At 61.5% G+C, this 24166-nt stretch carries 25 protein-coding genes; 17 read left to right on the forward strand and 8 right to left on the reverse strand.

The annotated features are described in order from the left end of the window. Positions 1–23 precede the first annotated feature (23 nt). From AC5RWD_RS18675 to AC5RWD_RS18685, 3 genes are read left to right on the forward strand one after another with little or no spacing between them, the layout of a single operon-like run. Positions 24–701, forward strand: coding sequence for a TetR/AcrR family transcriptional regulator C-terminal domain-containing protein (locus tag AC5RWD_RS18675; protein ID WP_494021436.1), 678 nt, complete (start codon positions 24–26; stop codon positions 699–701). Between the two features lie 51 nt (positions 702–752). Beyond that, positions 753–1040, forward strand: a complete 288-nt coding sequence (locus tag AC5RWD_RS18680) for an ArsR/SmtB family transcription factor (RefSeq protein ID WP_494021437.1) — start codon at positions 753–755, stop codon at positions 1038–1040. Then, positions 1037–1447 (forward strand): VOC family protein, encoded by a 411-nt coding sequence (locus tag AC5RWD_RS18685; protein WP_494021438.1) that lies wholly within the window; start codon positions 1037–1039, stop codon positions 1445–1447. The genes AC5RWD_RS18680 and AC5RWD_RS18685 overlap by 4 nt, the downstream gene beginning before the upstream one ends. 118 nt (positions 1448–1565) lie before the next feature. Here AC5RWD_RS18685 and AC5RWD_RS18690 read toward each other — a convergent pair whose 3' ends face one another. From AC5RWD_RS18690 to AC5RWD_RS18705, 4 genes are all read right to left on the reverse strand, one after another. Continuing rightward, on the reverse strand, positions 1566–2444 hold the full coding sequence (locus AC5RWD_RS18690) for a universal stress protein (protein WP_494021439.1): 879 nt from the start codon (positions 2442–2444) through the stop codon (positions 1566–1568). A gap of 1 nt (position 2445) precedes the next feature. Next, positions 2446–3063, reverse strand: a complete 618-nt coding sequence (locus AC5RWD_RS18695) for a dihydrofolate reductase family protein (protein WP_494021440.1) — start codon at positions 3061–3063, stop codon at positions 2446–2448. 121 nt (positions 3064–3184) lie between these two features. Continuing rightward, on the reverse strand, positions 3185–3475 hold the full coding sequence (locus tag AC5RWD_RS18700; protein WP_494021441.1) for an antibiotic biosynthesis monooxygenase family protein: 291 nt from the start codon (positions 3473–3475) through the stop codon (positions 3185–3187). A gap of 153 nt (positions 3476–3628) precedes the next feature. Beyond that, on the reverse strand, positions 3629–4285 hold the full coding sequence (locus tag AC5RWD_RS18705; RefSeq protein WP_494021442.1) for a dienelactone hydrolase family protein: 657 nt from the start codon (positions 4283–4285) through the stop codon (positions 3629–3631). Between the two features lie 236 nt (positions 4286–4521). Here AC5RWD_RS18705 and paaA point away from each other — a divergent pair, with 236 nt between their 5' ends. From paaA to AC5RWD_RS18735, 6 genes are read left to right on the forward strand one after another with little or no spacing between them, the layout of a single operon-like run. Next, on the forward strand, positions 4522–5532 hold the full coding sequence (gene paaA, locus AC5RWD_RS18710; RefSeq protein WP_494021443.1) for a 1,2-phenylacetyl-CoA epoxidase subunit PaaA: 1011 nt from the start codon (positions 4522–4524) through the stop codon (positions 5530–5532). Then, the gene (paaB, locus tag AC5RWD_RS18715) at positions 5529–5963 is read left to right on the forward strand and encodes a 1,2-phenylacetyl-CoA epoxidase subunit PaaB (protein WP_494021444.1); all 435 of its coding nucleotides are present in this window, start codon (positions 5529–5531) and stop codon (positions 5961–5963) included. The genes paaA and paaB overlap by 4 nt, the downstream gene beginning before the upstream one ends. Continuing rightward, positions 5960–6874: a 1,2-phenylacetyl-CoA epoxidase subunit PaaC gene (gene paaC / locus AC5RWD_RS18720; protein WP_494021445.1), complete on the forward strand. Its 915-nt coding sequence runs from the start codon at positions 5960–5962 to the stop codon at positions 6872–6874. Before paaB ends, paaC begins: the two co-directional genes overlap by 4 nt. A 5-nt stretch (positions 6875–6879) precedes the next feature. After that, entirely contained in the window at positions 6880–7416 is a 537-nt protein-coding gene (gene paaD, locus AC5RWD_RS18725; RefSeq protein WP_494021467.1) for a 1,2-phenylacetyl-CoA epoxidase subunit PaaD, read from the forward strand. A gap of 10 nt (positions 7417–7426) precedes the next feature. Then, entirely contained in the window at positions 7427–8653 is a 1227-nt protein-coding gene (gene paaE, locus AC5RWD_RS18730; protein ID WP_494021446.1) for a 1,2-phenylacetyl-CoA epoxidase subunit PaaE, read from the forward strand. Positions 8654–8708: 55 nt separating this feature from the next. Then, entirely contained in the window at positions 8709–9491 is a 783-nt protein-coding gene (locus tag AC5RWD_RS18735; protein ID WP_494021447.1) for an enoyl-CoA hydratase/isomerase family protein, read from the forward strand. Between the two features lie 79 nt (positions 9492–9570). On the opposite strand, the gene AC5RWD_RS18740 is transcribed toward AC5RWD_RS18735, so the two are convergent. Beyond that, positions 9571–10029 carry a VanZ family protein gene (locus AC5RWD_RS18740; RefSeq protein ID WP_494021448.1) on the reverse strand — a complete coding sequence of 153 codons (459 nt, stop codon included), beginning with the start codon at positions 10027–10029 and terminating at the stop codon, positions 9571–9573. Positions 10030–10114: 85 nt separating this feature from the next. Here AC5RWD_RS18740 and galU point away from each other — a divergent pair, with 85 nt between their 5' ends. Continuing rightward, complete coding sequence (galU, locus tag AC5RWD_RS18745; protein WP_494021449.1) at positions 10115–11005, forward strand: UTP--glucose-1-phosphate uridylyltransferase GalU; 891 nt, start codon at positions 10115–10117, stop codon at positions 11003–11005. Positions 11006–11150: 145 nt separating this feature from the next. Here galU and AC5RWD_RS18750 read toward each other — a convergent pair whose 3' ends face one another. The 3 genes from AC5RWD_RS18750 to AC5RWD_RS18760 form a co-directional block, all read right to left on the reverse strand. Continuing rightward, the gene (locus AC5RWD_RS18750) at positions 11151–11771 is read right to left on the reverse strand and encodes an LPXTG cell wall anchor domain-containing protein (RefSeq protein ID WP_494021450.1); all 621 of its coding nucleotides are present in this window, start codon (positions 11769–11771) and stop codon (positions 11151–11153) included. A 168-nt stretch (positions 11772–11939) separates the two neighbouring features. After that, on the reverse strand, positions 11940–13820 hold the full coding sequence (locus AC5RWD_RS18755) for a DUF4012 domain-containing protein (protein WP_494021451.1): 1881 nt from the start codon (positions 13818–13820) through the stop codon (positions 11940–11942). Between the two features lie 37 nt (positions 13821–13857). Next, on the reverse strand, positions 13858–15438 hold the full coding sequence (locus AC5RWD_RS18760) for a sugar transferase (RefSeq protein ID WP_494021452.1): 1581 nt from the start codon (positions 15436–15438) through the stop codon (positions 13858–13860). A gap of 454 nt (positions 15439–15892) precedes the next feature. On the opposite strand from AC5RWD_RS18760, the gene galE reads away from it, so the two are divergent. From galE to AC5RWD_RS18795, 7 genes are all read left to right on the forward strand, one after another. Next, positions 15893–16906, forward strand: a complete 1014-nt coding sequence (galE, locus tag AC5RWD_RS18765) for a UDP-glucose 4-epimerase GalE (RefSeq protein WP_494021453.1) — start codon at positions 15893–15895, stop codon at positions 16904–16906. 219 nt (positions 16907–17125) lie between these two features. Further along, positions 17126–18673 (forward strand): tyrosine-protein kinase domain-containing protein, encoded by a 1548-nt coding sequence (locus AC5RWD_RS18770; RefSeq protein ID WP_494021454.1) that lies wholly within the window; start codon positions 17126–17128, stop codon positions 18671–18673. A 448-nt stretch (positions 18674–19121) separates the two neighbouring features. After that, positions 19122–19808, forward strand: coding sequence for a glycosyltransferase (locus tag AC5RWD_RS18775; protein ID WP_494021468.1), 687 nt, complete (start codon positions 19122–19124; stop codon positions 19806–19808). A 485-nt stretch (positions 19809–20293) separates the two neighbouring features. Further along, entirely contained in the window at positions 20294–20860 is a 567-nt protein-coding gene (locus AC5RWD_RS18780) for a glycosyltransferase (RefSeq protein ID WP_494021455.1), read from the forward strand. Between the two features lie 482 nt (positions 20861–21342). Further along, complete coding sequence (locus AC5RWD_RS18785; protein WP_494021456.1) at positions 21343–22071, forward strand: glycosyltransferase; 729 nt, start codon at positions 21343–21345, stop codon at positions 22069–22071. Beyond that, entirely contained in the window at positions 22014–23114 is a 1101-nt protein-coding gene (locus AC5RWD_RS18790; RefSeq protein WP_494021457.1) for a glycosyltransferase, read from the forward strand. Before AC5RWD_RS18785 ends, AC5RWD_RS18790 begins: the two co-directional genes overlap by 58 nt. A 4-nt stretch (positions 23115–23118) precedes the next feature. Next, the gene (locus tag AC5RWD_RS18795) at positions 23119–24123 is read left to right on the forward strand and encodes a polysaccharide pyruvyl transferase family protein (protein WP_494021458.1); all 1005 of its coding nucleotides are present in this window, start codon (positions 23119–23121) and stop codon (positions 24121–24123) included. The last annotated feature ends 43 nt before the right edge of the window (positions 24124–24166 follow it).

A 24166-nucleotide genomic window follows, 5' to 3' on the forward strand; every position in this document is an offset into this window, starting at 1 on the left:
CCGAATCAGAGTCTGGAGTCCGGATGCCTGCACCAACGAACAACAGCCGCCCGCGCCTCAGCCGGGAGCAGGTGCTGCGGGCCGCCGTCGCCGTCGCGGATGCCGGCGGCATTGCCTCCCTGACCATGCGGTCACTGGCCGACGCGCTCAAGGTCAAGCCCATGTCCATCTATCACTACGTCGCCAACAAGGACGAGGTCCTCGACGGCATCGTGGATATGGTCTTCGGTGAGATCGAGCTGCCCGCGGCCGGCGGCGATTGGCAGGCGGAGATGCGGCGGCGGGCCGCCTCTGCGCGTGAAGCGATGCGGCGTCATCCCTGGGCGATCGGTCTCGTGCAGACGCGGACAAGCCCCGGCCCGGCCACGCTGAAGCACCACGATTCCGTCATTGGCGCCCTGCGTGAGGCGGGCTTCTCGGTGGAGATGACCGCCCACGCCTTTGCCCTGATCGACGCGTACGTGTACGGCTTCGCCCTCTCCGAGACCACGCTCCCCATCAACGGCCCCGAAACCGTTACCGAAGTGGCCGAGCAGATGATGGGCCAGTACTCCGCCGAGGACTATCCCCACCTCGTCGAATTCTCCACCGAGCACGTCATGAAGCCCGGCTATGACTACGGTGCGGAGTTCGAGTTCGGGCTGGACGTGGTCCTCGAAGGCCTCGCGAGGGCGAGAAATTCTTCGGTGACCCCGGGTTGAAGACCTTTGCGGGTCTTGATATGCAAGTAATCACTTGCCTATTATGGAGTCATGGCCGATGTTTTCCGAGCTCTCGACGATGAGACGCGGCGCCTCATCCTGGACGAACTCTCGGCGCGCGACGGCCAGACACTGTTCGAGATCTGTTCCATGCTCACGATGCGGCACGGGCTCAGCCTCACGCGGCAGGCAGTCTCGCAACACCTTGGCGTGCTCGAATCGGCGGCCCTCGTCACAACGGAGCGGCACGGACGTTCCAAGTTCCACTACTTCAACCCAGAGCCACTCGCCGAGATCACCGGGCGGTGGCCAACAACCAAAACGAGGACAGCACAATGAAAATTGCCCTGGCGAGCCTGTACGTCGACGACCAGCGGGCGGCCCTCGCCTTTTACACCGAGGTGCTCGGCTTCACGGTGCGCCACGACATTTCCCTCGGTGAATACTCCTGGCTCACAGTCGTGTCGCCCGAATCAACTGATGGTCCCGAGCTCCTGCTGGAGCCGTCGGTCCACCCCGCGGTCAAGCCTTACCGTGACGCCCTTGCCGAAGACGGCATCCCGCTTGCCCAGTTCGCCGTCGGCGACATCGAGGCCGAGCACGCCAGGCTGACCGGCCAGGGCGTGGTGTTCACGCAGCCGCCCACCGACATCGGCACCGCCGTCGTCGCCGTCTTTGATGACACGTGCGGTAACCTCATCCAGCTCATCGAGCCGAAGGCGGACGGGGCAAACCTCGGCCGGTGACCCTAGCCGGCCGGTGCTGCGGGCGAACCCGTTCGCCGCCGGGCGGCGAGGCGCTGGACGCCCACGCAAGCGTTCCTGCCGTCAGGCCTGGCGCACCGCGAACAGTGCACCGAATGGACTAACCGGCGGATCCTCCGTGATGCCCCGCACTGTTGCGCCGGGAGACGAGCAGCGGACCTGTGGCATGGTGAAGGACTGCGTGGGCGGTGGACCCGATGGTGCCTTTGATGAGTCCGTGGCCTTTGGTCCCCACGATGGTGACGCGGGCGCCCTGGGACGCATTCAGGATCGCCCGGGGGACGGAGGAGTCGGTGAGCAGCCTTGTTTCCACGGTGGTGCCGGGCGCCAGGCCGCGGGCGGTACGGGCGGCTGATTCAAGAACTGACTCTGCTGCAGGGTAGGTGTCCACGGGATCCCTGAGCAACCGGTATCCGGCCGGGGCATGCTCCACGTGAACAATGATGAGGCCGGCCCCCGTCACGCGGGCCATGGTGCAGGCATCTTCGAGAGCGGCGGGGGATCCCGAGCTGTCAATGGCGACGACGATGGGCCCCTCGGGGTGCTCGTCGTGCCGGATGACTGCAACGGGACATGCTGCGGTGGCTGCCATTTCCAGGCTAACGGACCCGACGAGCAGCCCGAGGAAGCCGCCGATGCCGCGGCTTCCGACGACGAGCATTTCCTCCCCGGCGGACACCTGGGGCAGATGGACAATGGGCCACCCGTACAGAAGGCTGGCGCGGACCTCCACCCCGGGTGCGGCATGCTTTGCATGCGCGACGCCCTCTTCCAGGGTGACTTCTGCCGACCGCTGCAGTCCGCTGTCCGCTACGCCGGGGACCGGGCCGAGGTCGTGGGTCAGCAGGGGCCACAGCGAGCAATGCACCAGGTGCAGGGGGCAGCCCCTCAGCACCGCCTGCCCGGCCGCCCACCGGACCGCCAGTGCCGCTTGGGCCGAGCCGTCGTATCCGGCCACGATCGCCTTGGAGTCCTGCATGTTAGGCCCGGTCACCGTCAGTGGCAGCGCTCGGTTGATACCTCAGGAGGACGTTGGACGATGAGTCGAATGGCACGGAATCCAGAAGGGTGAAGTCGGCGGGCCGGGTGAACATCGGTGTGCCTTCAGCCAGTGCGTTCGGGCTGACCATCAGGTGGAGTTCATCGACCAGCCGCAGATCAAGGAGGCTGTTCCACAGGACCCTGCTCGCGAAAATCAGGATGTCCCCGTCGCCTTCCTGCCGGCGGGCGCGTATCCAGCCGGGCAGCTCGTGGCCGGGAATGACGGTGGTGGTGTCCCGCCAGGCGTTGTCCGCGGGAACCGCGAAGGTGTCCGAGACTACCGTTTTGGGCAGGGCGTTGAAGGCCCGACTGATCCGGCGGTTGTCCTCGCTGACCGCGCGGCTCCCGGGATCGTCAGGGGCGGCCGCTACTCCTGGCCAGTACGAGCTGAAGCCTTCGAAGGACTTCCGGCCCAGGAGCAGCATGTCCGCGGCCTCGATCCGCGTGCGGTTGTATTCATCGAACGCTGCGTCCATGTTCAGCACGAGGGGATTGCCGTCGGCCGCAGCGTAGAAGCCGTCCATGGACGCGATATTGGAGGCGACGACCCTTCGCATGGTGCGATCCTCCCAGATCGGTCGCCTGCAGGCCAGAGAAGCTGAAGACGACTTCGGGACCGGCCGCCCGCCGTGGCCCCGAGCATGTACCGGCGGGCGGTTGCCGGCGACGGGTCCTACGTCAGAGTTCGACGACTTCGAATTCGAGGAGGTCCGCGCCGGTCGCGACCGGCTGGCGGTCGCCGCCGTGGGCTTCACGGGCCTGGCCGCTCCGCCAGTTCTGGAAGTCCTCTTCGGTGGCCCAGGTGGTGACGACGAAGTAGCGGTCGTCGCCCTTGACCGGGCGGAGCAGCTGGAAGCCTTCGAATCCCGGCTGCCCGTCGACGGCGTGTGCCCGGGCGGCGAAGCGCTGCTCGAGCTCGGGGCCCTTGCCTTCGGGGACGTGGATGGCGTTGATCTTCACAACAGACATGGTGTTCCTTTCATGGGGGACGGTTGCAGCTGGGGCGCTGGTCTGCAGAAGGAGCAGGCGGTTACGAGTCTGTCAGCCCTCTTCCCCTGCCGTCGAGGCAAGAGGGCGGCTGGCAGAGTAATCACCCGGCTCGGGGTCTGAATCCTGCGTCGATTAGCGCAGCCCCTCCGGAGCATCGCGGCCTCGCAGCAGATGATGGGTGAACCAGTCGGCGGCGAGGGTGGCCGCCTGGGCCAGTGTCCCGGGTTCCTCGAAGAGGTGGGTGGCCCCGGGGATGATCTCAAGCCGCGTCGGCGAACGCATCAAGGCCATGGCCTGGCGGTTGAGGGCGAGGACCTGGGGGTCGGCGCCGCCGACAATCAGCAGGGTCGGGGCGCGTACGGCAGCTAACCGTGGCCCGGCGAGATCGGGGCGGCCTCCTCTCGAAACAACGGCCTCGGTGCGCGCGTCCGGTTCGGCGGAGGCCCAGAGTGCGGCGCCGGCGCCGGTACTGGCTCCGAAATATCCGATGCGGCTCGACGCGGTGTCATTCCTGGTGCCAAGCCAGCGAGTGGCCGCTGTGAGCCGGCGTGCCAGCAGGGCGACGTCGAATACGTTCTCCCGGTTGGCCTCCTCATCGGGGGTCAGCAGATCCAGGAGTAGGGTACCCAGCCCCGCGTCTTGCAGTACCGAGGCGGCGAACCGGTTGCGGGGGCTGTGCCTGCTGCTGCCGCTGCCATGGGCGAACAGCACCACACCCTCGCACGGTGCGGGCAGGTGCAGGCTCCCGTGAAGGCTGACGTTGCCGGAGGTTATTTCCACGTCAGACATGGCAAGGTGCTCCAAGCTGAAGGCCGGTAAGGGCCGGCTGCGGGCCCATTCCAGTAGATACCCGGGCGGCACGTTGGGCAACAGGGCGAAGGCCCGTCTACTGGCTCCAGATCCACCCCTGACATGTGCCGCGTTGCTTGACGCCCTTCGCCGCTTCCGCATATCCTGAACGAACGGTCGGTAAATAATCCCGGTACGGAAAGTTCCAGTACGGACGTGAATGCATAGGAGCAACCATGGCAGCGCAGAATCTGCAGTCAGTGCCTGACCAGCCGGCAGCCCCCGCCGCTGATGCGGCCCAGCTGGAGGCCGAGGGCCAGGCGTATTTTGACCGCGTGATCTCCGAGGACTCCCGAATCGAGCCGCGCGACTGGATGCCCGCCGCCTACCGCAAGACCCTCCTGCGCCAGATCTCGCAGCACGCGCACTCGGAGATCATCGGCATGCAGCCGGAGGCCAACTGGATCTCCCGCGCCCCCAGCCTGAAGCGCAAGGCCATCCTCATGGCCAAGGTCCAGGACGAGGCCGGCCACGGGCTCTACCTCTACTCCGCCGCCGAGACGCTGGGCCAGTCCCGCGACCAGATGATGGACGACCTCATCGCCGGCAAGGCCCGCTACTCCTCGATCTTCAACTACCCAGCCCTCACCTGGGCGGACATGGGGGCCATCGGCTGGCTGGTGGACGGCGCCGCCATCTGCAACCAGGTGCCGCTGTGCCGCGCGTCGTACGGCCCGTACGGCCGGGCCATGGTGCGCATCTGCAAGGAAGAATCCTTCCACCAGCGCCAGGGCTTCGAGATCCTGCTGGAACTCTCCAACGGGACGCCCGCGCAGAAGCAGATGGCCCAGGACGCCGTGAACCGCTGGTACGCCCCGGCCCTGATGATGTTCGGCCCGCCGGACGACGATTCCCCCAACTCCAAGCAGTCCATGGCCTGGAACATCAAGCGCTTCAGCAACGATGAGCTGCGCTCGCGGTTCGTCGGCATGATGGTGGAGCAGGTCAGGGTCCTGGGCCTGACCCTCCCGGACAGCGAGGTCCGCTTCAACGAGGACACCAACAAGTGGGAACACGGCCCGCTGGACTGGAACGAATTCAAGGAAGTCCTGGCCGGCCGCGGCCCCTGCAACTCGCAGCGGCTGGAGCGCCGCCGGGAAGCGCACGACGACGGCGCCTGGGTCCGTGAAGCAGCCGCTGCCTATGCGGCCAAGCAGGTTAACAAGCAGAAGGAATACGCAGCATGAGCCCCCACGGCAACCCGGAAATGCCCGCCAGCTCCGGTGGAGAAAATGAGAACCCGGTGATTGAGCCTGTCGAAATCCCGGAGGCGAACCCGGTTTCGACAAGCTCAACCAGCGGTCGCCCGGTGGTTGAGCCTGTCGAAACCCCGCACCGCAGCGTCTGGCCCCTGTGGGAGGTCTTCGTCCGGTCCAGCCGCGGGCTGTCCCACGTGCACGCCGGCAGCCTGCATGCGCCGGACGCCGCCATGGCCCTGCGCAACGCCCGTGACCTCTACACCCGCCGCAACGAGGGCGTCTCCATCTGGGTGGTCCCGGCGGACGCCATCGCCTCGAGCGACCCGGACGCCAAGGGCTCGTTTTTCGAGTCGCCGCAGGGCAAGGACTATCGGCACGCCACTTACTACACCAAGAGCGAAGGGGTGAAGCACCTGTGACGGCTCCGGAACAGACAGAGACCGCAGGCCACGGCGACATCTCCGTCGGCGTCGCGGGCGCAGGCGCCAGCGGCGACGGCTCGGCCAGCGCCACCCGCATCACGCCCGGCAACGCGCTCCGCCCGGAGGACATCGCGCTCGAGGTCCGCACCGGCCTGGCCAAGCCCACTGAGGACGTGGCCGAGTACGCGCTGCGCCTCGGCGATGACGCCCTCGTCCTGGCCCAGCGCCTGGGCCACTGGATCTCCCGCGCCCCCGAGCTGGAGGAGGATGTGGCCCTGGGCAACATCGCCCTGGACCAGCTGGGCCACGCCCGGTCCTTCCTCAGCTACGCCGGGGGAGCGTGGGGGAAGTCCGAGGATGACCTCGCCTACTTCCGCCGCGAGCACGAGTTCCGCTCCGCGCACCTGTTCGAGCAGCCCAACGGGGACTTCGCCGTCACCATCGCCCGGCAGTTCGTGGTGAGCTACTACCAGTTTGAGCTGTACCGCCGGCTCACCGAGTCCACGGACGCCACGCTCGCCGCCATCGCCGCGAAGGCCGTCAAGGAAGTGGACTACCACTGCGACCACAGCACCCAGTGGATCCTCCGCCTGGCCGGTGGCACGGACGAGTCCCGCCGCCGCATGATCCACGGCCTGAAGCTCATCTGGCCCTACGTCGGCGAGCTCTTCGAGGAGGATGAGCTGGTAACCCGGCTCGCGGAGGCGGGCGCCGCCGTCGAGCCTTCCAGCCTGAGGGCGGACTTTGACCGCCTCACCGGCGAGGTCCTCAGGGAGGCGGAGCTGGAGGTGCCGGAGGTGCCGTTCGCGCCGGGCGGCGGCCGCCGCGGCCGGCACTCGGAACACCTGGGCTACGTCCTGGCCGAGATGCAGGTGCTGGCCCGGGAGCATCCCGGAGCAAGCTGGTGACTGCCGTGTACGAATCGGACTTCGAGACCAGGGCCGGGGTCACCGCCGAACAGAAGGCGTGGGACATCGCCGCCACGGTGTGCGATCCCGAGATCCCGGTGCTCACCATCGAGGACCTCGGCATCCTCCGCAGCGTGCACCTGTTCGACGACGGCGGGCCGGTTCCCGCTGTGCAGGTCACCATCACGCCGACCTACTCGGGCTGCCCGGCGATGGACGCCATCCGCGACGACCTCAAGGCCGCCTTCCACAAGGAGGGCTACCCCAGCGTGCACGTGGAACTGGTGCTCGCGCCCGCATGGACCACGGACTGGATGACCGAGGCGGGCAAGGCCAAGCTGCGGGAGTACGGCATTGCCCCGCCGTCCGGCCGCGCAGCCCTGGGCCACAACGGGCCGGTCCGGCTGAGCCTGGCCGTGAAGTGCCCGCAGTGCTCGTCGCTGAACACCAAGGAACTCACCCGCTTCGGTTCCACCTCCTGCAAGGCGCTGTACGTGTGCCAGGACTGCAGGGAACCGTTCGACTACTTCAAAGTCCTGTAAGGAATTTCCCATGCCTGTTGTCCGCCAGACCGCCGCCGAATCGGCGCAGGCCACCGGCCGCCGTCGTCCGTCCTTCCACACCCTCACCGTCGCGGAGGTGCGCCGGCTCACCGAGGACGCCATCGAGGTGACCTTCGCGGTGCCGGCCGAGCTCGCCGGGCACTTCGACTACCTGCCGGGTCAGTACGTGGCCCTGCGCACCACGCTGCCGGACGAGAACGGCGAGCCGAAGGAAATCCGGCGCAGCTACTCCATCTGCGCCGAGCCGCGCAGCTTCGCGGACGGCAGCAGCGAGATCCGCGTGGCCATCAAGAAGGACCTCGGCGGGCTGTTCTCTACCTGGGCCAACGCCGAGCTGAAGGCCGGGGACACCCTGGAGGTCATGAGCCCCATGGGCGCGTTCGTCTCCAAGCACGGCCGGGACGGGCAGGCCGTGGACCAGAACGTCATGAACTCCATGAACCACCCGGAGGACCTGGCGGGGGAGCCGGGCAACTTCGTGGCCATCGCCGCCGGTTCGGGCATCACGCCGGTGATCGCGATCGCCCGGACGCTGCTGGCCGCCAGCCCGGACACCCGGTTCGACCTCATCTACGCCAACAAGGCCGCCATGGACGTGATGTTCCTGGAGGAGCTGGCGGACCTGAAGGACAAGTACCCGCAGCGCCTGGCCCTGCACCACGTGCTGTCCCGCGAGCAGCGGATCGCTCCGCTGCTCAGCGGCCGGATCGACGCGGAGAAGCTGCGGGCGCTGCTGGGCACCGCCATCCACGCGGACGACGTGGACGAGTGGTTCCTGTGCGGGCCGTTCGAGCTGGTGCAGCTGTGCCGGGACACCCTGGCCGAGCGCGGCGTGAAGCCCGAGCATGTCCGGTTCGAGCTGTTCACCTCCGGCAAGCCGGACCGGCCCGAGGGCAACGCCGGCCGGCCCGTCATCGAGGACGAGTCCAAGGAAACCTACAAGATCACCTTTAAGCTGGACGGCCTGCAGGGCGAGGTGGCCAGCCCTACGCACGCCCGCGAGTCCATCCTCAACGCCGCGCTGCGGGTCCGCCCGGACGTGCCGTTCGCGTGCGCCGGGGGAGTGTGCGGCACCTGCCGCGCCAAGGTGGTCACCGGCACCGTGACCATGGACGAAAACTACGCGCTGGAGCAGGATGAGCTGGACAAGGGCTACGTCCTGACCTGCCAGAGCCACCCCACTAGCAAGGAAGTCTCCGTCGACTTCGACGTGTAATGGACCCCCGGTCGAGCTTGTCGAGACCAAGACCGAGCAGAAGAATCGAGAACCAATGATTTCCCTTTCCATTGCCGACGGCGTCGCCGAAGTGGTCCTGAACGCCCCGCAGAAGCTGAACTCGCTGGACGAGCAGGCGCTGGCGGATCTGTCCCAGGCGTACGACGACGCCGCTGCCGCCGCCTCGCGCGGTGAGGTGCGGGCGCTGCTGCTCAGGGGAGAGGGACGCGCCTTCTGCGCGGGCCGGGACATCGCCGGCGTGACGCCGGAGAGCGACGACGCCGAGGCGTACCTGGGCGGGCTGGTGCAGCCGCTCCTGCAGAAAATGAGCGCCTTCCCGGCACCGACGTTCGCCGCGGCGCAGGGGGCGTGCCTGGGCGTCGGGCTGGGGCTGCTGCTGGCCACGGACGTGGTGTACGTGGCGGAGAACGCGAAGTTCGGCTCGCCGTTCGCCAAGCTGGGCGCCACGTTGGACTCCGGCGGGCATTGGTACTTCACCGAACGCCTCGGCATGCACCGGACGCTGGACCTGATCTACACGGCCGAGCTGATCTCGGGCGCTGAGGCCGTGGCCCAGGGGATGTTCAGCCGGGCCCTGCCCGCCGATGAGCTGCTGGATTCAACCCGGACGATCGTAGCGAAGGTGGCGACCGGCGCGACCGGCGCGTTCAAGGCCAGCAAGGAACTGGTGGCGCACATCCGCGACCAGCGTCTAGGCCTGTGGACATCGATGCAGGAGGAGAACGCCGAGCAGGCGCGCCTCTGCAAGAGCGATGACTACGCCGAGGGCTTCCGAGCGTTCCAGGAGAAGCGCGAGCCCAAATTCACCGGTGATTGAGCTTGTCGAAATCACCGCTGGTTGAGCCTGTCGAAACCAACCTCCGCTGATTGAGCCTGTCGAAATCAGCCTGTCGAAATCACCGCTGGTTGAGCCTGTCGAAACCACCGTCGCGAACCCACTGCTCCACAACGCCCAAAACCCAAACCCCCAGCAACGCCCCCGCAGTATTGGCCACGATGTCCATGGCGCTGGGAAACCGGTCGTGCAGGAACAGCTTCTGCCCGAGCTCCATGCAGCAGGACGCGAGGAATGCGCACAGCACGATCCGTCCTCGATGGAGTGCCGGGAAGGCCAGCGCTGCGAGGATGCCAATGGGTGTAAACAGCAGGATATTGGACGCGAATTCCACAAAGCTGTAGTCGATCAGCTCGGGAAGCCCTGAGTGGTGTAGGGCGAACAGCGCCATCTGCAGCCGTCCGGCAATAGGCCGGTCAACGGGAGTCGGCCAGAATGCCACGAACGCCAGAGCCGCGAGATACAGGGCAAGCAGCAGACGCGCCATCCCGGCAGCGTCCCCCCGGTTCCATTTCCCCATACGGAAACGCTACGGGAGTCTCTGGTTCAGCCGAAATCTGTGCTGGAAATTTCACTTTGCGCAAGTCAATTTGTAAAGTTCGATCATGACGTTGGGGAAATCTGTTCATAAAGCGGTTATTCCGGCCGCCGGTTTGGGCACGCGCTTCCTGCCCGCCACTAAGGCGATGCCGAAGGAGATGCTGCCCGTGGTGGATGCGCCGGCCATCCAGTATGTGGTTGAGGAGGCCGTCAGCGCGGGCTTGAATGACATACTGATGATCACCGGCCGCAGCAAGCGGGCGTTGGAGGACCATTTCGATAGTGCGCCTGCCTTGGAGCGCACCCTCGAAGCTAAAGGTGATCAGGCACGCCTGGATGCCGTCCAGCACGCCTCCGGTCTGGGGCCCATCCACTACGTCCGGCAGGGCGAGCCCAAGGGCTTAGGCCACGCGGTCCTGTGCGGCCGTCAGCATGTCGGTGAGGAGCCATTCGCCGTTCTGCTGGGGGATGACCTCATCGACGAGCGGGACGAGCTTCTGACCACCATGATCGAGGTCCAGGCGAAGACCGGCGGATCCGTTATTGCACTAATCGAGGTAGAACCGTCCCAGATCAGCGCCTACGGCTGCGCAGACGCCTCGGTTGTTGGTGGTGAGGACTACGTTCGGGTCAACAACTTGGTGGAGAAGCCGTCGGTTGACGAGGCACCGTCCAACCTCGCGGTCATTGGTCGGTATGTGCTTCACCCGGCAGTGTTCGATGTCCTTGAGAAGACTGAGCCGGGCCGTGGTGGGGAGATCCAGCTGACAGATGCCCTGCAGACCCTTGCGGCGGGCGAGGGTGAGGGGTCCGGTGTATACGGCGTGGTCTTTTCCGGCCGCCGCTACGACACGGGTGACAAGCTGAGCTATCTGAAGGCCGTCATCACGCTGGCTTCCGAGCGTGCCGAGTTTGGGGAAGACTTGAAGGCTTGGATGAAGAACTTCAACGGCTAGTCACGACAGCGACCATGAAGTGGAAAGCCCCGACAACGGTCGGGGCTTTCTTATATGCAGCCTACATCTGCTCAAAAATAAAGATGCGGGCCAGTTCCGGTTTTCCGGTACTGGCCCGCATCTCTTGAAGCGTGGAGCGTTGTGCCTAGGCAGATGCCTCAGCGTTTGCACGGCGGCGAACTACGACCACCGAAGCGGCGCCAGCGACGAGCGCACCGCCACCAACCAGCGACCACAGAACCAGGCTGGAGTCTGCACCAGTGTTTGCCAGGCCTGCACCGTTACCACCAGTGTTGGAAAGGCCGGTGCCCGTACCCGTGCCGCTGCCGAGGTCAGCCGCTGCATCTTCCACGGTGACGGTCTGGCTTGTCTCCTTGCCGGAAGTTACACCCGTTGCAGTCAGGGTGTAGACGCCAGGTTCGCTGATAGACAGCGGGAATGCGAAGGCGCCGTTGGCGTCAGCGGTGGTGCTGAATTCCTGGGCTGCCAGTACAACGCTGATCTTGCTGGGTACTGAACGACTGGCACCGCCAGCGATGCTTGCACCGGTGGATGCTGGACGGGCGCCAGGCGTTACACGGATGATGAGTCGTTCGCCAGCCAGGAAGCCCCGGCCGGAGAATGTGAAAGTTTCTCCGGGTCCTACCACGCCGTCTGAAACAGCGGATGTGGCGGGCGGTGCCGGGTAATTAGCCGCAAAAGCCGGCGCCGTGCCGGTCAGTGCGATGGTTCCTGCAAGCGCGAGCGCAGCAATAGACTTCTTCATTTGTCCCCCCTGAGACCTTTTAACACGTATGTCACATTATTGTGGAGATTCCCCATCCCCATGTGACCGTGGGGCGAATCTCGTGGTTTAACCCAAGGAGAGATTAGCACCCCGGAGGGGGTGTCTCCAAAGTGAATCCAGACACTTTACATACTGTTAATGACGTGGCTACCCGACTGAACTGCAAGTCGCAGTTTCTGTATCCAGGACGACGTCCTCTAACGGCTGCACTGTAGGGGTAACGGCCACTACTGGTTCTGTGTGTTGCACTATCTTCCCAAAGGTGAATTCAACGGTGCTGCTCTGACCCGGCCCAAGAAGGACCGTGACCGTTCCTACGGGCCGGCCCGCGTGGCGTTGAGACGAAAAGCCAGTCTTTTTGCCGGCCACTAGCGCTGTTTCTACGTTCGACTGCACAGGGCCATAGGCAACGACGTTTGTTTGGACGCTACCTGCCGGGACGCCGAACGCTCCCCCTCCGGTCACATAGTCTGGCAGAGACTCTCCCGCGTCGCTAGGTGCCGTATTCGTGCTCGTCACACGCACTTTGACCTCAGAATAACCATCAGCGGGACACTGCTGAAGAAGTTGCACGGTCCTCTTGACGTGATAATCCATTTTTGCACCGGTGCCATCGTTGAAGTACACCCCAAACTGCGCCGGGTCGATAGCCGAACCAGTGATGGAGCCCCCCAAGGCGTATTGAGAAATAATCGATTCTTCCTCAGGTCGGAAGGACCACAGGAGCACCCGACGTTCGGATGCTCCACGAGTCAGGCCGTCGATGAGCTTCTTTGTGTCGCTGCCTCCCGTGGAAAGCTTCTCGAACATTTCTTGAGCAACCCCGGCAAAGTAGACGTCCTGCATCTGGGGCTCGGCGATTTTCGAATAAACATCTGAGAGTAGTGTGGGAACCACATTTATCGATGTAAGTTCTGAGGGTAGACCGCCCCGGCCGATCTCTTGGAGATGCTGATCCTTGACTCGGATTGGGCCTGTGGCCTCAAGTATGTACCCCAATGCAACCGGGTCTATGGCCAGAACGCCATCTAGCTGCTTGCCGGTCTTTGTTTTCCACATGGCTTGTGCCGTTCGAGCTGCAGTCGGAAAATCAGGCGTCAGATTGACGTCCTGCATGAATTTGCCCAGACGCGCGGAATAGATAAGAGTCTGCTCCGGATCAACAGTGACCACTGGAGTGCTGGCCCCCATTGCGCTTGCGCTGGTCTGTGAATCGAGGGACAGCCTTCCCTTGTCGACGTTCAGCACAGCCAGTGCGCCTGGAATGCCCCCCGTAGCACGGGCCTCTGCATTGTTCTGAATCAGGAGGAGATATCGGCGAGGAGTATGGGTCCCCATCATGTCCGGCACGAGGCTGGCAATGTTCGCGGCGTTGTCAAGTTCAACGCTCGCCTTCCGCAATTGGTGGCGAGCGTTAAGGAGCGGTTCGGAGATGGGAGGTAGCAGCAAATTAGCGTCTATGCTATTGAGCCGCGCTGAGGATTGGCGAACGGCATAAGCGGCCGAAACTAGTTGTGCTTTGGCCGACGCTAGCGGCTGAACATTTATCCCGCGGTCCTTGGGAGCCAAAGCCTCCCAGTCCAGAGACTCTGCGGCGCTGACCAGAGGCGCGACGCCCAACTGTGCCACGTCCTCCGCCGATGTCGCAATTTCGGTGACGGCTTCAAAGTTTTGGCCGATCCAGGGGAGATCCCCAGCCGCCACCCACAGAGGATCTGTCGCCGCTACATGTGCTGCTTGGGTGTGAAGTTTTAGGCGAGCCACCGTGTTGCTGGCGGACACAGAGTCGCCACGAACAATTTCTTCTCGCAATTGCGGAACCGCTTTGACCGCGCCCTCCAGCTCAGATTGTATTTCTGAGGCCCTTGCCCCGAGCCATAGCAATGCCGCCAGGCCTACAGCGGAAACGGCGACGGACGCTGTGACGAGTAATAGAATGCGCTTTCTTGAGCGTAGGGCGACGCTTTTTCTCACAGCGTGGGTAACCTCTGTCTTGGGGCGTCTTGATTCGTCCATAATTTCTTTCACTGGTCTACGTGATGGGTCGATACAGACTTGGGACGATCTAGACCGCACCCCTGCCCGCTGTGACTGCCTTGAAGGTCTTGAGCAGGATTACTATGTCACCCATGAGCGACCAATTCTCGACGTAGTAGAGGTCGAGACGGATGCTCTCTTCCCAACTGAGGTTTGAACGCCCACTGACCTGCCACAATCCGCTCATGCCGGGGCTTACATACAGCCGTCTATGTGCGGCATCGTCGTAGAGGGCAACTTCGCCTTCCCGCTGAGGTCGGGGGCCGACGAGGCTCATACTGCCGCCCAGGACGTTAAACAACTGCGGCAGCTCGTCAAGCGAGTACTTACGCAGGAACCCACCCACAGGAGTGACCCGGGGATCATTAGCAACCTTGAAAAGTGGCTTGTCCGCGGATCCTTGTTTGGCAAGCAATGACACTAGTTCTGCATCAGCATTCACCTTCATCGAGCGGAACTTAAGCATCTTGAACGTCGTTCCGCGAAGTCCTACGCGTTCTTGCTGATAAAACACCGGCCCAGGGCTGGAGACTTTTACGACCGCTGCGAGGACTAAGAAGACGGGTGACAGAAATACGATCAATGCACCGGCGACCCCGATGTCGAAGGCCCTCTTGGCCACCTTCTTCCCGCCAGTCAGCTTCGGAGTGGAAACATGTATGAGCGGCAACCCGGCCACAGGCTGAGTATGGATGCGTGGCCCTGCGACGTCGGTCAAAGCTGGGGCCAGAATCATGCCAATTTCCCGTGCTGCCAGTTCCCAGCCCAACCACCGGAGTTCCTCCGGATGCAACTGCACACCCGCCGAAATAACGACAGCATCGACTTTTGTGGCAAGAATTACGTCCAAAATTGCAGGTGCATCTCTCTCCGAACCGGTAACAGGGACCCCCAGGGCAGTTACTGCTTCTAATCCTGCTGTTGCCCCAGGCAAGTGGGCCGCTGCGGGGGAGTAGCCGGCGGCGGGAACACTGCGTAGTGATCGAATTAAGTGGGCCGCGGAAGGGGGGCCTCCAATAATCAGTACCCGCGATGAGCTTCCGCCCCGCCGTCGATCCAAGGCTAGGTGCTGCCGAACTAGCCATCGAGCTACAACGAGCCCAACTGCTCCCGCCGGAAAGGCCAGTCCCACGAAGCCGCGCGCCGTATCTATACGGGTCGCATACGAGATAACGGCCACGCACCCGAATAGCCATGCCGAGGCGGCAAGAACCCGCTTATATTCTTCGGATCCTGAACCGAGAATCTTGTACTCTCGCGCGCCCCAGAGGCTGAGCATCACCCACCAGGCGACGGCAAGTCCCAGCGATAGCCAAAGATAGTCTGCATCTCGAGACTGCTTCTGCGATAGATCCGCGAAGCCGAAGCGGATAGAGAAGGCGCCAGTTACTGCCCACAAAACAACAAATGCGTCCACATATCTGAGGATGCTCTCGTATCGACTACGCCAATCAGTTTGCTGCCGCAATCCATTCCCCCATGCATTTTCGAAAAGTCTTCGCCTCTTGCCCCAGACGTGGCTCGCAGTCCCCACCGAGCCTGCTGCTTGGAAGCGGGCGGGATCCAGGCTGGCCCCTGCCTTTGCGGAAAGGTTCATCCCCCGGCCCATTCGTTCGAGCTAATCATAGCGATTCCTAGCAGTCCGCATGTCAACGCGAGTAACGCACGCAACACCTCGACTGCGGACTGACTAGATGTGCGTTGTGCCGTGACGGGATATGCAGTGCCTTGCCGTCCCTAGCCTGCTGCTGGTGCCCGATTCGGGAACAGTCGGAAGGCTCTCCGCTTGGCAGTGAACCCTGAGAGTTGCGTGAACGGAAGCCCTTCATTCGTACTTTGAACCGCTACGGGCCTTCTCATTTTTCTAAACAGAACAACCCAAGTGCACCTGGGGTGATTCGAGATGTCCGGTTCGAAAAAGGCAGTACGACCAAGAGTGTGACTCGCTCTTGTTATTTCTCAGGGTAGGTATTTATCGACGAGAACTTCAGGTGTCGTCAACCTCGACCATAGGTGAATACGCGATTTCGCCTAGCAACGAGCTAACTCTCTAAACTGGGGCCATGAAGGTTTTGGTTACCGGCGGCGCCGGGTACATCGGTTCACACACGGCTCTTTGCCTGCTCGAGGACGGGCACGACGTCGTCGTGCTGGACAACCTCATGAACTCAAACATCGAGGCAGTCCGCCGTGTTGAAGAGCTCACCGGCAAGAAGGTGGAGTTCCGCGAGGCCGACCTGCTCGACGCTGCTGCTGTCGACCGGGTCTTTGCGGAGGGCGGGTTCGACGCCGTCATCCATTTCGCTGGCCTGAAGGCCGTCGGCGAGTCCGTGGCGAAGCCGCTCTGGTACTACAAGAACAACGTGGTGGGCACGCTCAACCTGCTTGAGAGCATGGAGAAGGCCGGTGTCCGTCGGCTGGTCTTCAGCTCATCGGCCACTGTCTACGGCGCCTCCGAGCATGTTCCGCTGATCGAGAAGTCGCCGCTGGACGCAACGAACCCCTACGGCAGGACGAAAGAGCAGATCGAGGACATCCTGTCCGACCTGAGCGATGCCGACCCGCGGTGGAGCGTCGCGCTGCTGCGGTACTTCAATCCCGTCGGCGCACACGAATCAGGCCGCATCGGCGAGGACCCCCACGGCATCCCCAACAACCTCTTGCCCTTCGTGGCGCAGGTCGCGGTGGGACGGCGCGAAAAGGTCATGGTGTTCGGCAACGATTACCCCACGCCGGACGGGACCGGGGTGCGGGACTACATCCATGTCATGGACCTCGCAGCCGGCCACCTGGCGGCGCTGAACTACCTGCAGACAAAGACAGGCGCGTTCCGCTGGAACCTCGGGACCGGCCGCGGGTCATCCGTCCTGGAGGTCATCGATGCGTTCGGTGCGGCTGCAGGGCACCCGGTTCCCTTTGAGTTCGCACCCCGCCGGCCGGGGGATGCGGCAGTGAGCTACGCCGACGCCTCGGCGGCCCTGGCGGACCTGGGCTGGTCCGCGCACCGTGACCTGGCCCAGATGTGCGCTGACCACTGGCGCTGGCAGAGCGCAAACCCCTACGGCTACGCGGGGTAGAGGGCCAGCAGCATAACAACGCAAAAATCAAATGTGGCATGCCTCTTGAAGTGCCGGCACTCGAGCGCAAGTCAGCCTGCTAATGCCTTTGCTGGGTCTGGGCTGGCCAAGGCGAAACGAAGCGTTAAGACTGTGTGCGGCCGGGTACACTAGCAGCGAACAACAGACAATCCAGCGGTATGCCAAGTCGGCGCCAGATTAATACAGGGGGACCTTGGTTTGGATCTTCGCGATTATTTACGGATCTTAAGACGGAACTGGGTCCTTGTCATTGCAGCCGCGCTTGTCGGAATGCTCGTTGGCGCTGGCGCCTCTATGCTCGTGACTCCGACCTACACTGCCCACACTCAGTTATTCGTCGCCATTCAGAACTCAGGATCTGTGCAGGAGCTGCAGCAAGGTAATTCATTCAGCCAGGCACGCGTCCAGTCCTACGTTAAGACTGTTCAGTCTCCAGTGGTGCTGCAGCCTGCCATTGATGCGCTCGGACTTGCCACGACAGCCGAAGAGCTTGCTTCAAGGGTCAAGGCGTCGAACGACCTCAACACAGTCTTGATCGACATCTCGGTTGATGATCGCTCCCCGGTGCAGGCTACAGCGCTTGCACAAGCAATCGCGAAAAGTCTCGTTGACGCCGTAGATACGTTGGAGAAACCAAAAACCGGGGGAGCCTCCCCGGTCAGCCTTTCGATCATTACGCCCGCAAAAGCGTCGTCGGCTCCTACCGCCCCCAATGGTCGACTCAACATCGTGCTTGGGCTGGTTATCGGTCTCGCACTCGGCTTCGGAGCGGCCATTTTGCGATCCTCTATGGATAACCGAATCCGGGGCGAAGCCGACCTCAGACTCGTCACCCAGGCACCTCTGTTGGGTGGACTGACGCTCAACCAGGACGCCTCCAAAAGGCCGCTTCTTACGCAAGCCGTGCCACAAAGCCCAAGGGCTGAGTCGTTTCGCCAACTGCGCACGAACCTTCAGTTTGCAAATGTATCGGGTCACGCTCGCAGCGTGCTTGTTACGTCTTCCTTGCCGGGCGAAGGGAAAAGTACGACAGCTACCAACCTGGCAATTTCCTTGGCGCAAGCGGGCCAAAAGGTTTGTCTGGTCGATGCAGACTTGCGGCGTCCGATGATCAACGAATACTTAGGCCTTGACCGTAATGCTGGTCTGACGACAGCTCTTGTGGGCGATGCGGACGTGAACGACCTCTTGCAGCCCTGGGGCGATGATGATCTATATGTCCTCACTTCAGGGCGCATTCCGCCCAATCCGAGTGAGCTACTCGGCTCCAAGGACATGCACGAACTTATCTTGCGTTTGGAAAGCGTCTTCGATGTCGTGGTTGTGGACACTCCGCCTGTTCTTCCCGTCACCGATGCGGCAGTGTTGGCGCAACATGTCGGCGGCGTAATACTTGTCGTGGGCGCCCAATCCACACGACGACATGACGTCGAGCGTTCCCTATCGGCTCTCCAACTGGTCGAAGCGGACCTATTGGGGATAGTTCTGAATAGGCTGCCGTCCAAGGGCGCTGACGCGTATTCGTATTCCTACGTATCCTATGGAAGCAATGACGAATCGGGAAAAGCGACCCGTGGTCGATCTCCCGAGCGCACAAACAGCCGGATCAAAGCCGAGAAAAATCTATACTCGGCGTCCGCACCTGCTCATTATTCTGACGAGGCTGACCATGAACGCAATCAGAATGAGCGCAGTCTTGTTAGTCAGTTCCCCCGTGAGCGTCTTCGCCGTGGCTCCCGACCCTGACAGCTGAAAAAGGTGGTTGCATGTCATCGGTGCTCGGTCTGAATGGCTGGATGACTTCCGCTTTATCACTAAATGCCCAACTCATCGTCGAGACAAAAACTTCCCGAAAAAGTGCGTCTATTTCGGCGTGGACGATAATCTTTATAGTTTAGGGGGAATTTTGAGAGTCTGCTTGTCCTCGAGAGAGGTCATATGGGGCGGCGGCGAGGTCTTTTTGTATGATTTGGGTGTGGAGCTCCAGTCGCGAGGGCTGGACGTGGTTTGGCGAATTGAGCCTACGAGTAGAATCGCAGACCGAGTTCCCGCAGCGAACATAATTGAGCGTCGGCAGCGGGCATATTATGATTGCCTAATTGCTAACGATTTTCGGTCGCTGTGGCAGGCCAGTCTTCTTGATCGAGCGGGCCGGCGAATCTTCGTGGGCCACGGTCCTTGGCAGTTCAGCCCGATGCGGAGTGCATTCCTTAAAGCCACGCGTGCTCGGACCTTCGTCGTCAGCGAGTCTGTAGCTGTTCACGCAGTGAGCCAGGGACTTACACGAAAACCTGACGTGTTGCCACTCGGGCCTGGAGTTTGGACAACCCGTCCCGAGGATCGCTTCAAAGCTTTTGGTACTAAGCGCACGGAAGAAATGGTGTTCGGTAGCGTGGCGCGACTGGATCCTATCAAGCGGCTCCCTCTCTTCGCTCAGCTCATGAGTGAACTCGGAGCACGAGCGATAGTGGTAGTTCCAACGCCGACGTCCCGGGACGAAACCGAAATTCATGACTTTCTTTCTAGACATGAAAATATCGAGGTAAGAACCGAGGGAAGCGTCGCGAAGCTATGGGAAGACATTGATGTATTTCTTAGTACCTCGCAATCTGAGTCCTTGGGGCTTGCCCATCTGGAGGCTCTTCAGAGTGGAACAGCAGTAGTCTCTACTGCAGCAAATGGGCCAGGTGACTTTCTTTCGGGAGCGCTCAAGCTCGGTTGGATCCCGGATATCGAGGAAGATCGGCTAGCTACCGAGATTAAACGGTGCATTGTAGACATCCAAAAAGTCGAAGAGAGCTATTGGATAGAGGCTGAGAGTGTGCTGAATGCTAGGAGTACTTCGCGATGCGCCGACATGATCTTGGAGCATGCTCGTTGAACGTCTTCTTGGTCCAACAGGGATTTGCAGAAAACCACGCTTTGGGGGCTCTCGTCCGGCGTAGGGGCATTGAGTCAGCCTTGGAAAGTCACGGGCTCACATACTCGGCAGTAAAGCTGCGTCGCCGAGAGAAGCCCTTCGCGGAGGTCTTTAGCGTTAGAGACCGTGCTTCTCGTTCAATTCTCGCCCGACAAGACTCACCGCCTGATGCGATAGTTCTAGAGGGTCTTCCTGTGGCAGTGGCCTGCATTAGGCGGCTGCGGCGCGTTTTTCGGGGATTGATTCATGTTGACGTCTGCGACAGCTGGATACGGTTAGCTGGAGCAGGCGTTGGGTCCGGTGTCTCAAACGGGGCGAGGGCGAGACGCGGGCTCAAGCGTATGCTGGCACGTTTAGCTCTGGGGTACATTAGTCGGTTCGCGGATTCGGTTTCGTATATCTCGGAGGCCGACCTTGCAGCAGACAAACCGCACTTGAACAGACGAATGCAGATTTTCGTCATCCCGAACGGTAGTCCTATTGCGGATGGGGCGGCGCAGAAAGTCGCCTGGAACCGATCTGGTCCGATGGTTGTAGTCGGTGACTGGTCGTATCCTCCGAACCAGCAAATGCTGCGGGATGCTGTGAATTGGCTTCTGAAGGCTTTCCCAGGAACGTCGGGACGCGGGTTACACATAGTGGGTCCCAATCTTGCTCTGAGCGAGCCATGTCACGACTCGATAACCGCCATTGGGTGGGTTGACGATATTGCTTCTGCTTACGATCAGGTGAGTTGTGCTTTGGCCCTGACTTCGTCAGGAAGCGGGATAAAAAACAAGGTGCTTGAGCCGCTTTCATATGGAATACCTGTTATCGCCACGAAGGATGCGCTGAACGGCATTTCTTACGATCCGGAAATGGTGCTGACATTTCGGGATGGTCTGTCTGCGGCGGACGTAGAAAATTGGTTCGACGATCTGGATCGAAAGGGGACGCAGGTCCTGGTTGCTCCCTCATGGAGGCAAAACCTTGACGGGCTGATCGCTTTTATGCGGGAGGAAAAAGACTCTTGATTGTACTAACGGCCTTTGAGGCGATCCCCGGGGCGGGAACAGAAGCAGGTCTGGCATGGAACTGGGGCAGGGCTTACAAGGCGGCTGGCCACAGAGTCAAGGTGCTGACGAGCGCGGGAGACGCGGCCAAGCAGCACGCCGCACGCTGGACGGAAGAGGGGATAGACGTTGAGTTCCTGGGGGGAAACAGAGAGGCCCGGGCCCCGCAGTCGCCCCGAGACATGTTCGTCATCGCTCGAGAATTCAGCAAATGGACAGCGGATTGCAGTGCCTGGTTGGAGAGAAACGCGGGCGAGGTGTCTGCCGTTCACCATGTGAGTTGGGGATCCGTCCGCCTTAGAGCGCCTTTCACCACGGTCAAGGGGCCGCTTCCGAGTGTGTGGGGGCCGTTGGGAGGGGGACAGCTAGCCAAGTTTTCTGGGCTTTTGCCGCGGAACCGCGTTCACGAACTTATCCGGGCGGGTTCCTTTCCCCTGGCTTGGATGACACGAAAGCTGGATTTTCTAGTTCACGGTTCCCCCACGCTTACCCTAGCGACAAACGGGCCGACGCTTAAATTCGTCAAGTCGTTGGGCATTAGGCGTGCTTCGGTGATGCTGGCAGATGGGATAGAACCCGCTAGGATCAGCAGTCGCGGTCCGAAGACTCTGGATGAAACGATAAGACTTGTCTGGCTCGGCCGGATGGTCGGTTCCAAACGCGCGGACATTGCGATTGGGTTAGTGGCAAGGTTGAGTGAACGGGGTATCTCTGCGCATTTGACTATGATTGGCGATGGCCCTGAGCGCTCGAAGCTGGAGGAAAAGGCACGTAAGTTTGGCGTGTCGGAAGTGGTCAATTTCGTGGGTCGGATTCCATGGGAAGAGACTTTCGATCACTATGACCGAAGCCATTTCTTGGTCTTTACCAGCATGCGCGATTCCTCGTGCCCTGCTGTCCTAGAAGCCGCTGCTAGGGGCGTTCCTACTTTGTGCTTGCGCCACCAAGGCGTAGGCGCCCTGGTACCGCAAAGCGTTGCGTTGGGCCCGACGCAATTTGACTCGGTCCCTCGGCTCGAACTCGAGCTCGCCAATGTCGTTGCCGGCATTCTCCGTGCCCCCGAGGAATATGCCTCCGCCTCTGCTGCTTCTTTGGTCTTTGCGCAGACGCAGACGTGGGAGAAGAAGGTCGCATCGGTGCTCACGCTAATGAATGGAAGTGTTTCTCGTTGACTACGATTCATGTCGTCAGCCTCCTGATCCGGCTGGATGGGGGAGGGGCCGAGCGGAGTGTCGAGCGTTTGATTGCACCCTTGGCGAAAAACGGTGTTGCCCTCGCCAGGTACGCGATTGACGATGCCTGGCCTGGCGAGGAGCGGGACCCGAGTAGGACTCTGGTCAGAGGCTCAGTTCGGGGAGCTCGGCGACTCTTACTAGCAGCAATCAGCCTGGCCAAAGTACTCAGGCAAAGCAGTCCGCAAGTACTCCACCTCAATTGTGAGGCGCCCGAGATCGTAGGCCTGATCGCCAGGATCATCACAATACGGCAAAAATACGGAATCGTAGTGACGGACCACTCCATGAATTCGTGGTCTGGAAAAAGAGCTCCGCTCGGTTGGCTAATACGAGGGGTCCTCCACCGTTTGGGGGCAGTCTATGTTGACTGCTATCTCGCGGACGGTGAGGACAGCAAAGTGCCGGTAATTTTGAACCCAACAGGACCGCCTTCGCGATTGACACCAGGTCCCGGGTGCCCCCCTCGTCTCGTCGTGATCGGACGAGTCATCGAAAGTAAGGGAATAGACCGCATACTGACGGCCGCTCATTCGTGCTCGTGGACCAACCAAATATGCGTAATTGGGGCTGGTGCCGAGACTGAACGGCTCAAGCAACTAGCCGTTGAACTTGATTTGGATGTGACCTTTCTGGGGCACCAGAAGAGCCCCTGGTCATTCGTGCGCGACAGTGACATTTTTATTTCAGCAAGTGCCTTCGAGGGGGAACCCCTGACTTTAATCGAGGCGATCCAGCACGATCTTCCTGTGCTGGTAAGTGACATTCCTGGCCATGTGAAAGTTGTGCCGGCCCACCCCGGTATCTTTGCTTCGGTTAAAGAGCTTTCGAAGATTTTGGGTGAGTGGGCCCAAAATCCTCGTAGCGCCGAAATGTATAGAGTATCTCCCTCGCTCCGGGAGAGAGTGCTTTCGGACCGTGCTCCAGATCGAATCGCCCGAGACTGGGTAACTTTGTATACGTCTCTTAAACAGGTTGGATGAACTAGTGAAGGCAGAACGCAGCCGATCCACTCAATGCTATACGTGGAGCAACCATGGGAACCTCGGCGACGACTGGATCGGTGAAGTAAGCCAGCAGTATTTCGATGGCGTCGTTAGTGTCCGCGAAAAACGCAGCATGAATCCTTTCCATTTTGGGCGGCATCGACTTGTTCGCGACGACGGAAAACCGGCGTCTGACAGCCTTGTCCTCTGGGGCGGGGGATGGGTTGCAGCAGATCGGCCTGGTTCGCGAACCATGCGCGCATGGTCAAGACACGTGACCGCGCAAGCGCGTGACATTGTAGGAGTCGGCCTCGGAATTGGCCCTTTCGTTGACCTCACTCCTGAACAGCACAGTCACATTCAGTCCTTCTTCGGTGCATTCAGAGGACGCTTGGGAGTTCGGACATTCGCAGACCTGGAGCACGTGCCGAATGGATACTCCGCCCAAGTGGGCTGCGACATTGCACTTCTGGACAAAAGGTTTCTTGGCGGGTGGCGATACACAGGCTCGGATAGTGGTTACGTCATCTTCTCGTTCCCGGCATATTCGGCACACTGGATGAAAGCACGGCCTTGGATGAGTCAGGAGTGGTACCGGTCGCAAATTGGGGAAATTGCGGAAAGGGTTTCGCGTACTCATCGCGTCTTGTTTGTTGAATTTGATCAAATGACTGGTTTGACTAGTGACAGCTCCTATTGGAGCCACCTCCCAGTCACGGTTGTCCGTCCCGGTTCAGTTCAGGAAGCTGCTGAGCTGTTTAGTGGCGCGAAACACGTATACGCTGGCCGACTGCATGCCGCGATACTGGGTGCTGTAGTGGGTAATCCCACCCTAGCGATGGCCTACCACCATAAGTTCGAAGTGGTGGCGGAGCTAGGCATTCCCACTGTCGGCTTAACCGCACCCTCCGTATCGGTGCGTGATCCTGGACCGGCGGACCCGAGCGTACTGCAGGCAGTCCGTCAACGCGGCCTGGGGGTCCTGGCATCAGTCACCGCCCAATGAGTGGCCAGCAGGCCAGTGTCTGGGGTGGGCCGCAGAGGCGTCA

Source organism: Arthrobacter sp. CMU6, from assembly GCF_059090205.1.

Excerpts from the sequence above, each read along its gene's own strand:
- AC5RWD_RS18675 (WP_494021436.1), top strand. The coding sequence starts at position 24 with ATGCCTGCACCAACGAACAACAGCCGCCCGCGCCTCAGCCGGGAGCAG.
- AC5RWD_RS18680 (WP_494021437.1), top strand. The coding sequence starts at position 753 with ATGGCCGATGTTTTCCGAGCTCTCGACGATGAGACGCGGCGCCTCATC.
- AC5RWD_RS18685 (WP_494021438.1), top strand. The coding sequence starts at position 1,037 with ATGAAAATTGCCCTGGCGAGCCTGTACGTCGACGACCAGCGGGCGGCC.
- AC5RWD_RS18690 (WP_494021439.1), bottom strand. The coding sequence starts at position 2,444 with ATGCAGGACTCCAAGGCGATCGTGGCCGGATACGACGGCTCGGCCCAA.
- AC5RWD_RS18695 (WP_494021440.1), bottom strand. The coding sequence starts at position 3,063 with ATGCGAAGGGTCGTCGCCTCCAATATCGCGTCCATGGACGGCTTCTAC.
- AC5RWD_RS18700 (WP_494021441.1), bottom strand. The coding sequence starts at position 3,475 with ATGTCTGTTGTGAAGATCAACGCCATCCACGTCCCCGAAGGCAAGGGC.
- AC5RWD_RS18705 (WP_494021442.1), bottom strand. The coding sequence starts at position 4,285 with ATGTCTGACGTGGAAATAACCTCCGGCAACGTCAGCCTTCACGGGAGC.
- paaA (WP_494021443.1), top strand. The coding sequence starts at position 4,522 with ATGGCAGCGCAGAATCTGCAGTCAGTGCCTGACCAGCCGGCAGCCCCC.
- paaB (WP_494021444.1), top strand. The coding sequence starts at position 5,529 with ATGAGCCCCCACGGCAACCCGGAAATGCCCGCCAGCTCCGGTGGAGAA.
- paaE (WP_494021446.1), top strand. The coding sequence starts at position 7,427 with ATGCCTGTTGTCCGCCAGACCGCCGCCGAATCGGCGCAGGCCACCGGC.
- AC5RWD_RS18735 (WP_494021447.1), top strand. The coding sequence starts at position 8,709 with ATGATTTCCCTTTCCATTGCCGACGGCGTCGCCGAAGTGGTCCTGAAC.
- AC5RWD_RS18740 (WP_494021448.1), bottom strand. The coding sequence starts at position 10,029 with ATGGGGAAATGGAACCGGGGGGACGCTGCCGGGATGGCGCGTCTGCTG.
- galU (WP_494021449.1), top strand. The coding sequence starts at position 10,115 with ATGACGTTGGGGAAATCTGTTCATAAAGCGGTTATTCCGGCCGCCGGT.
- AC5RWD_RS18750 (WP_494021450.1), bottom strand. The coding sequence starts at position 11,771 with ATGAAGAAGTCTATTGCTGCGCTCGCGCTTGCAGGAACCATCGCACTG.
- AC5RWD_RS18760 (WP_494021452.1), bottom strand. The coding sequence starts at position 15,438 with ATGGGCCGGGGGATGAACCTTTCCGCAAAGGCAGGGGCCAGCCTGGAT.
- galE (WP_494021453.1), top strand. The coding sequence starts at position 15,893 with ATGAAGGTTTTGGTTACCGGCGGCGCCGGGTACATCGGTTCACACACG.
- AC5RWD_RS18775 (WP_494021468.1), top strand. The coding sequence starts at position 19,122 with ATGCGGAGTGCATTCCTTAAAGCCACGCGTGCTCGGACCTTCGTCGTC.
- AC5RWD_RS18780 (WP_494021455.1), top strand. The coding sequence starts at position 20,294 with ATGCAGATTTTCGTCATCCCGAACGGTAGTCCTATTGCGGATGGGGCG.
- AC5RWD_RS18785 (WP_494021456.1), top strand. The coding sequence starts at position 21,343 with ATGACACGAAAGCTGGATTTTCTAGTTCACGGTTCCCCCACGCTTACC.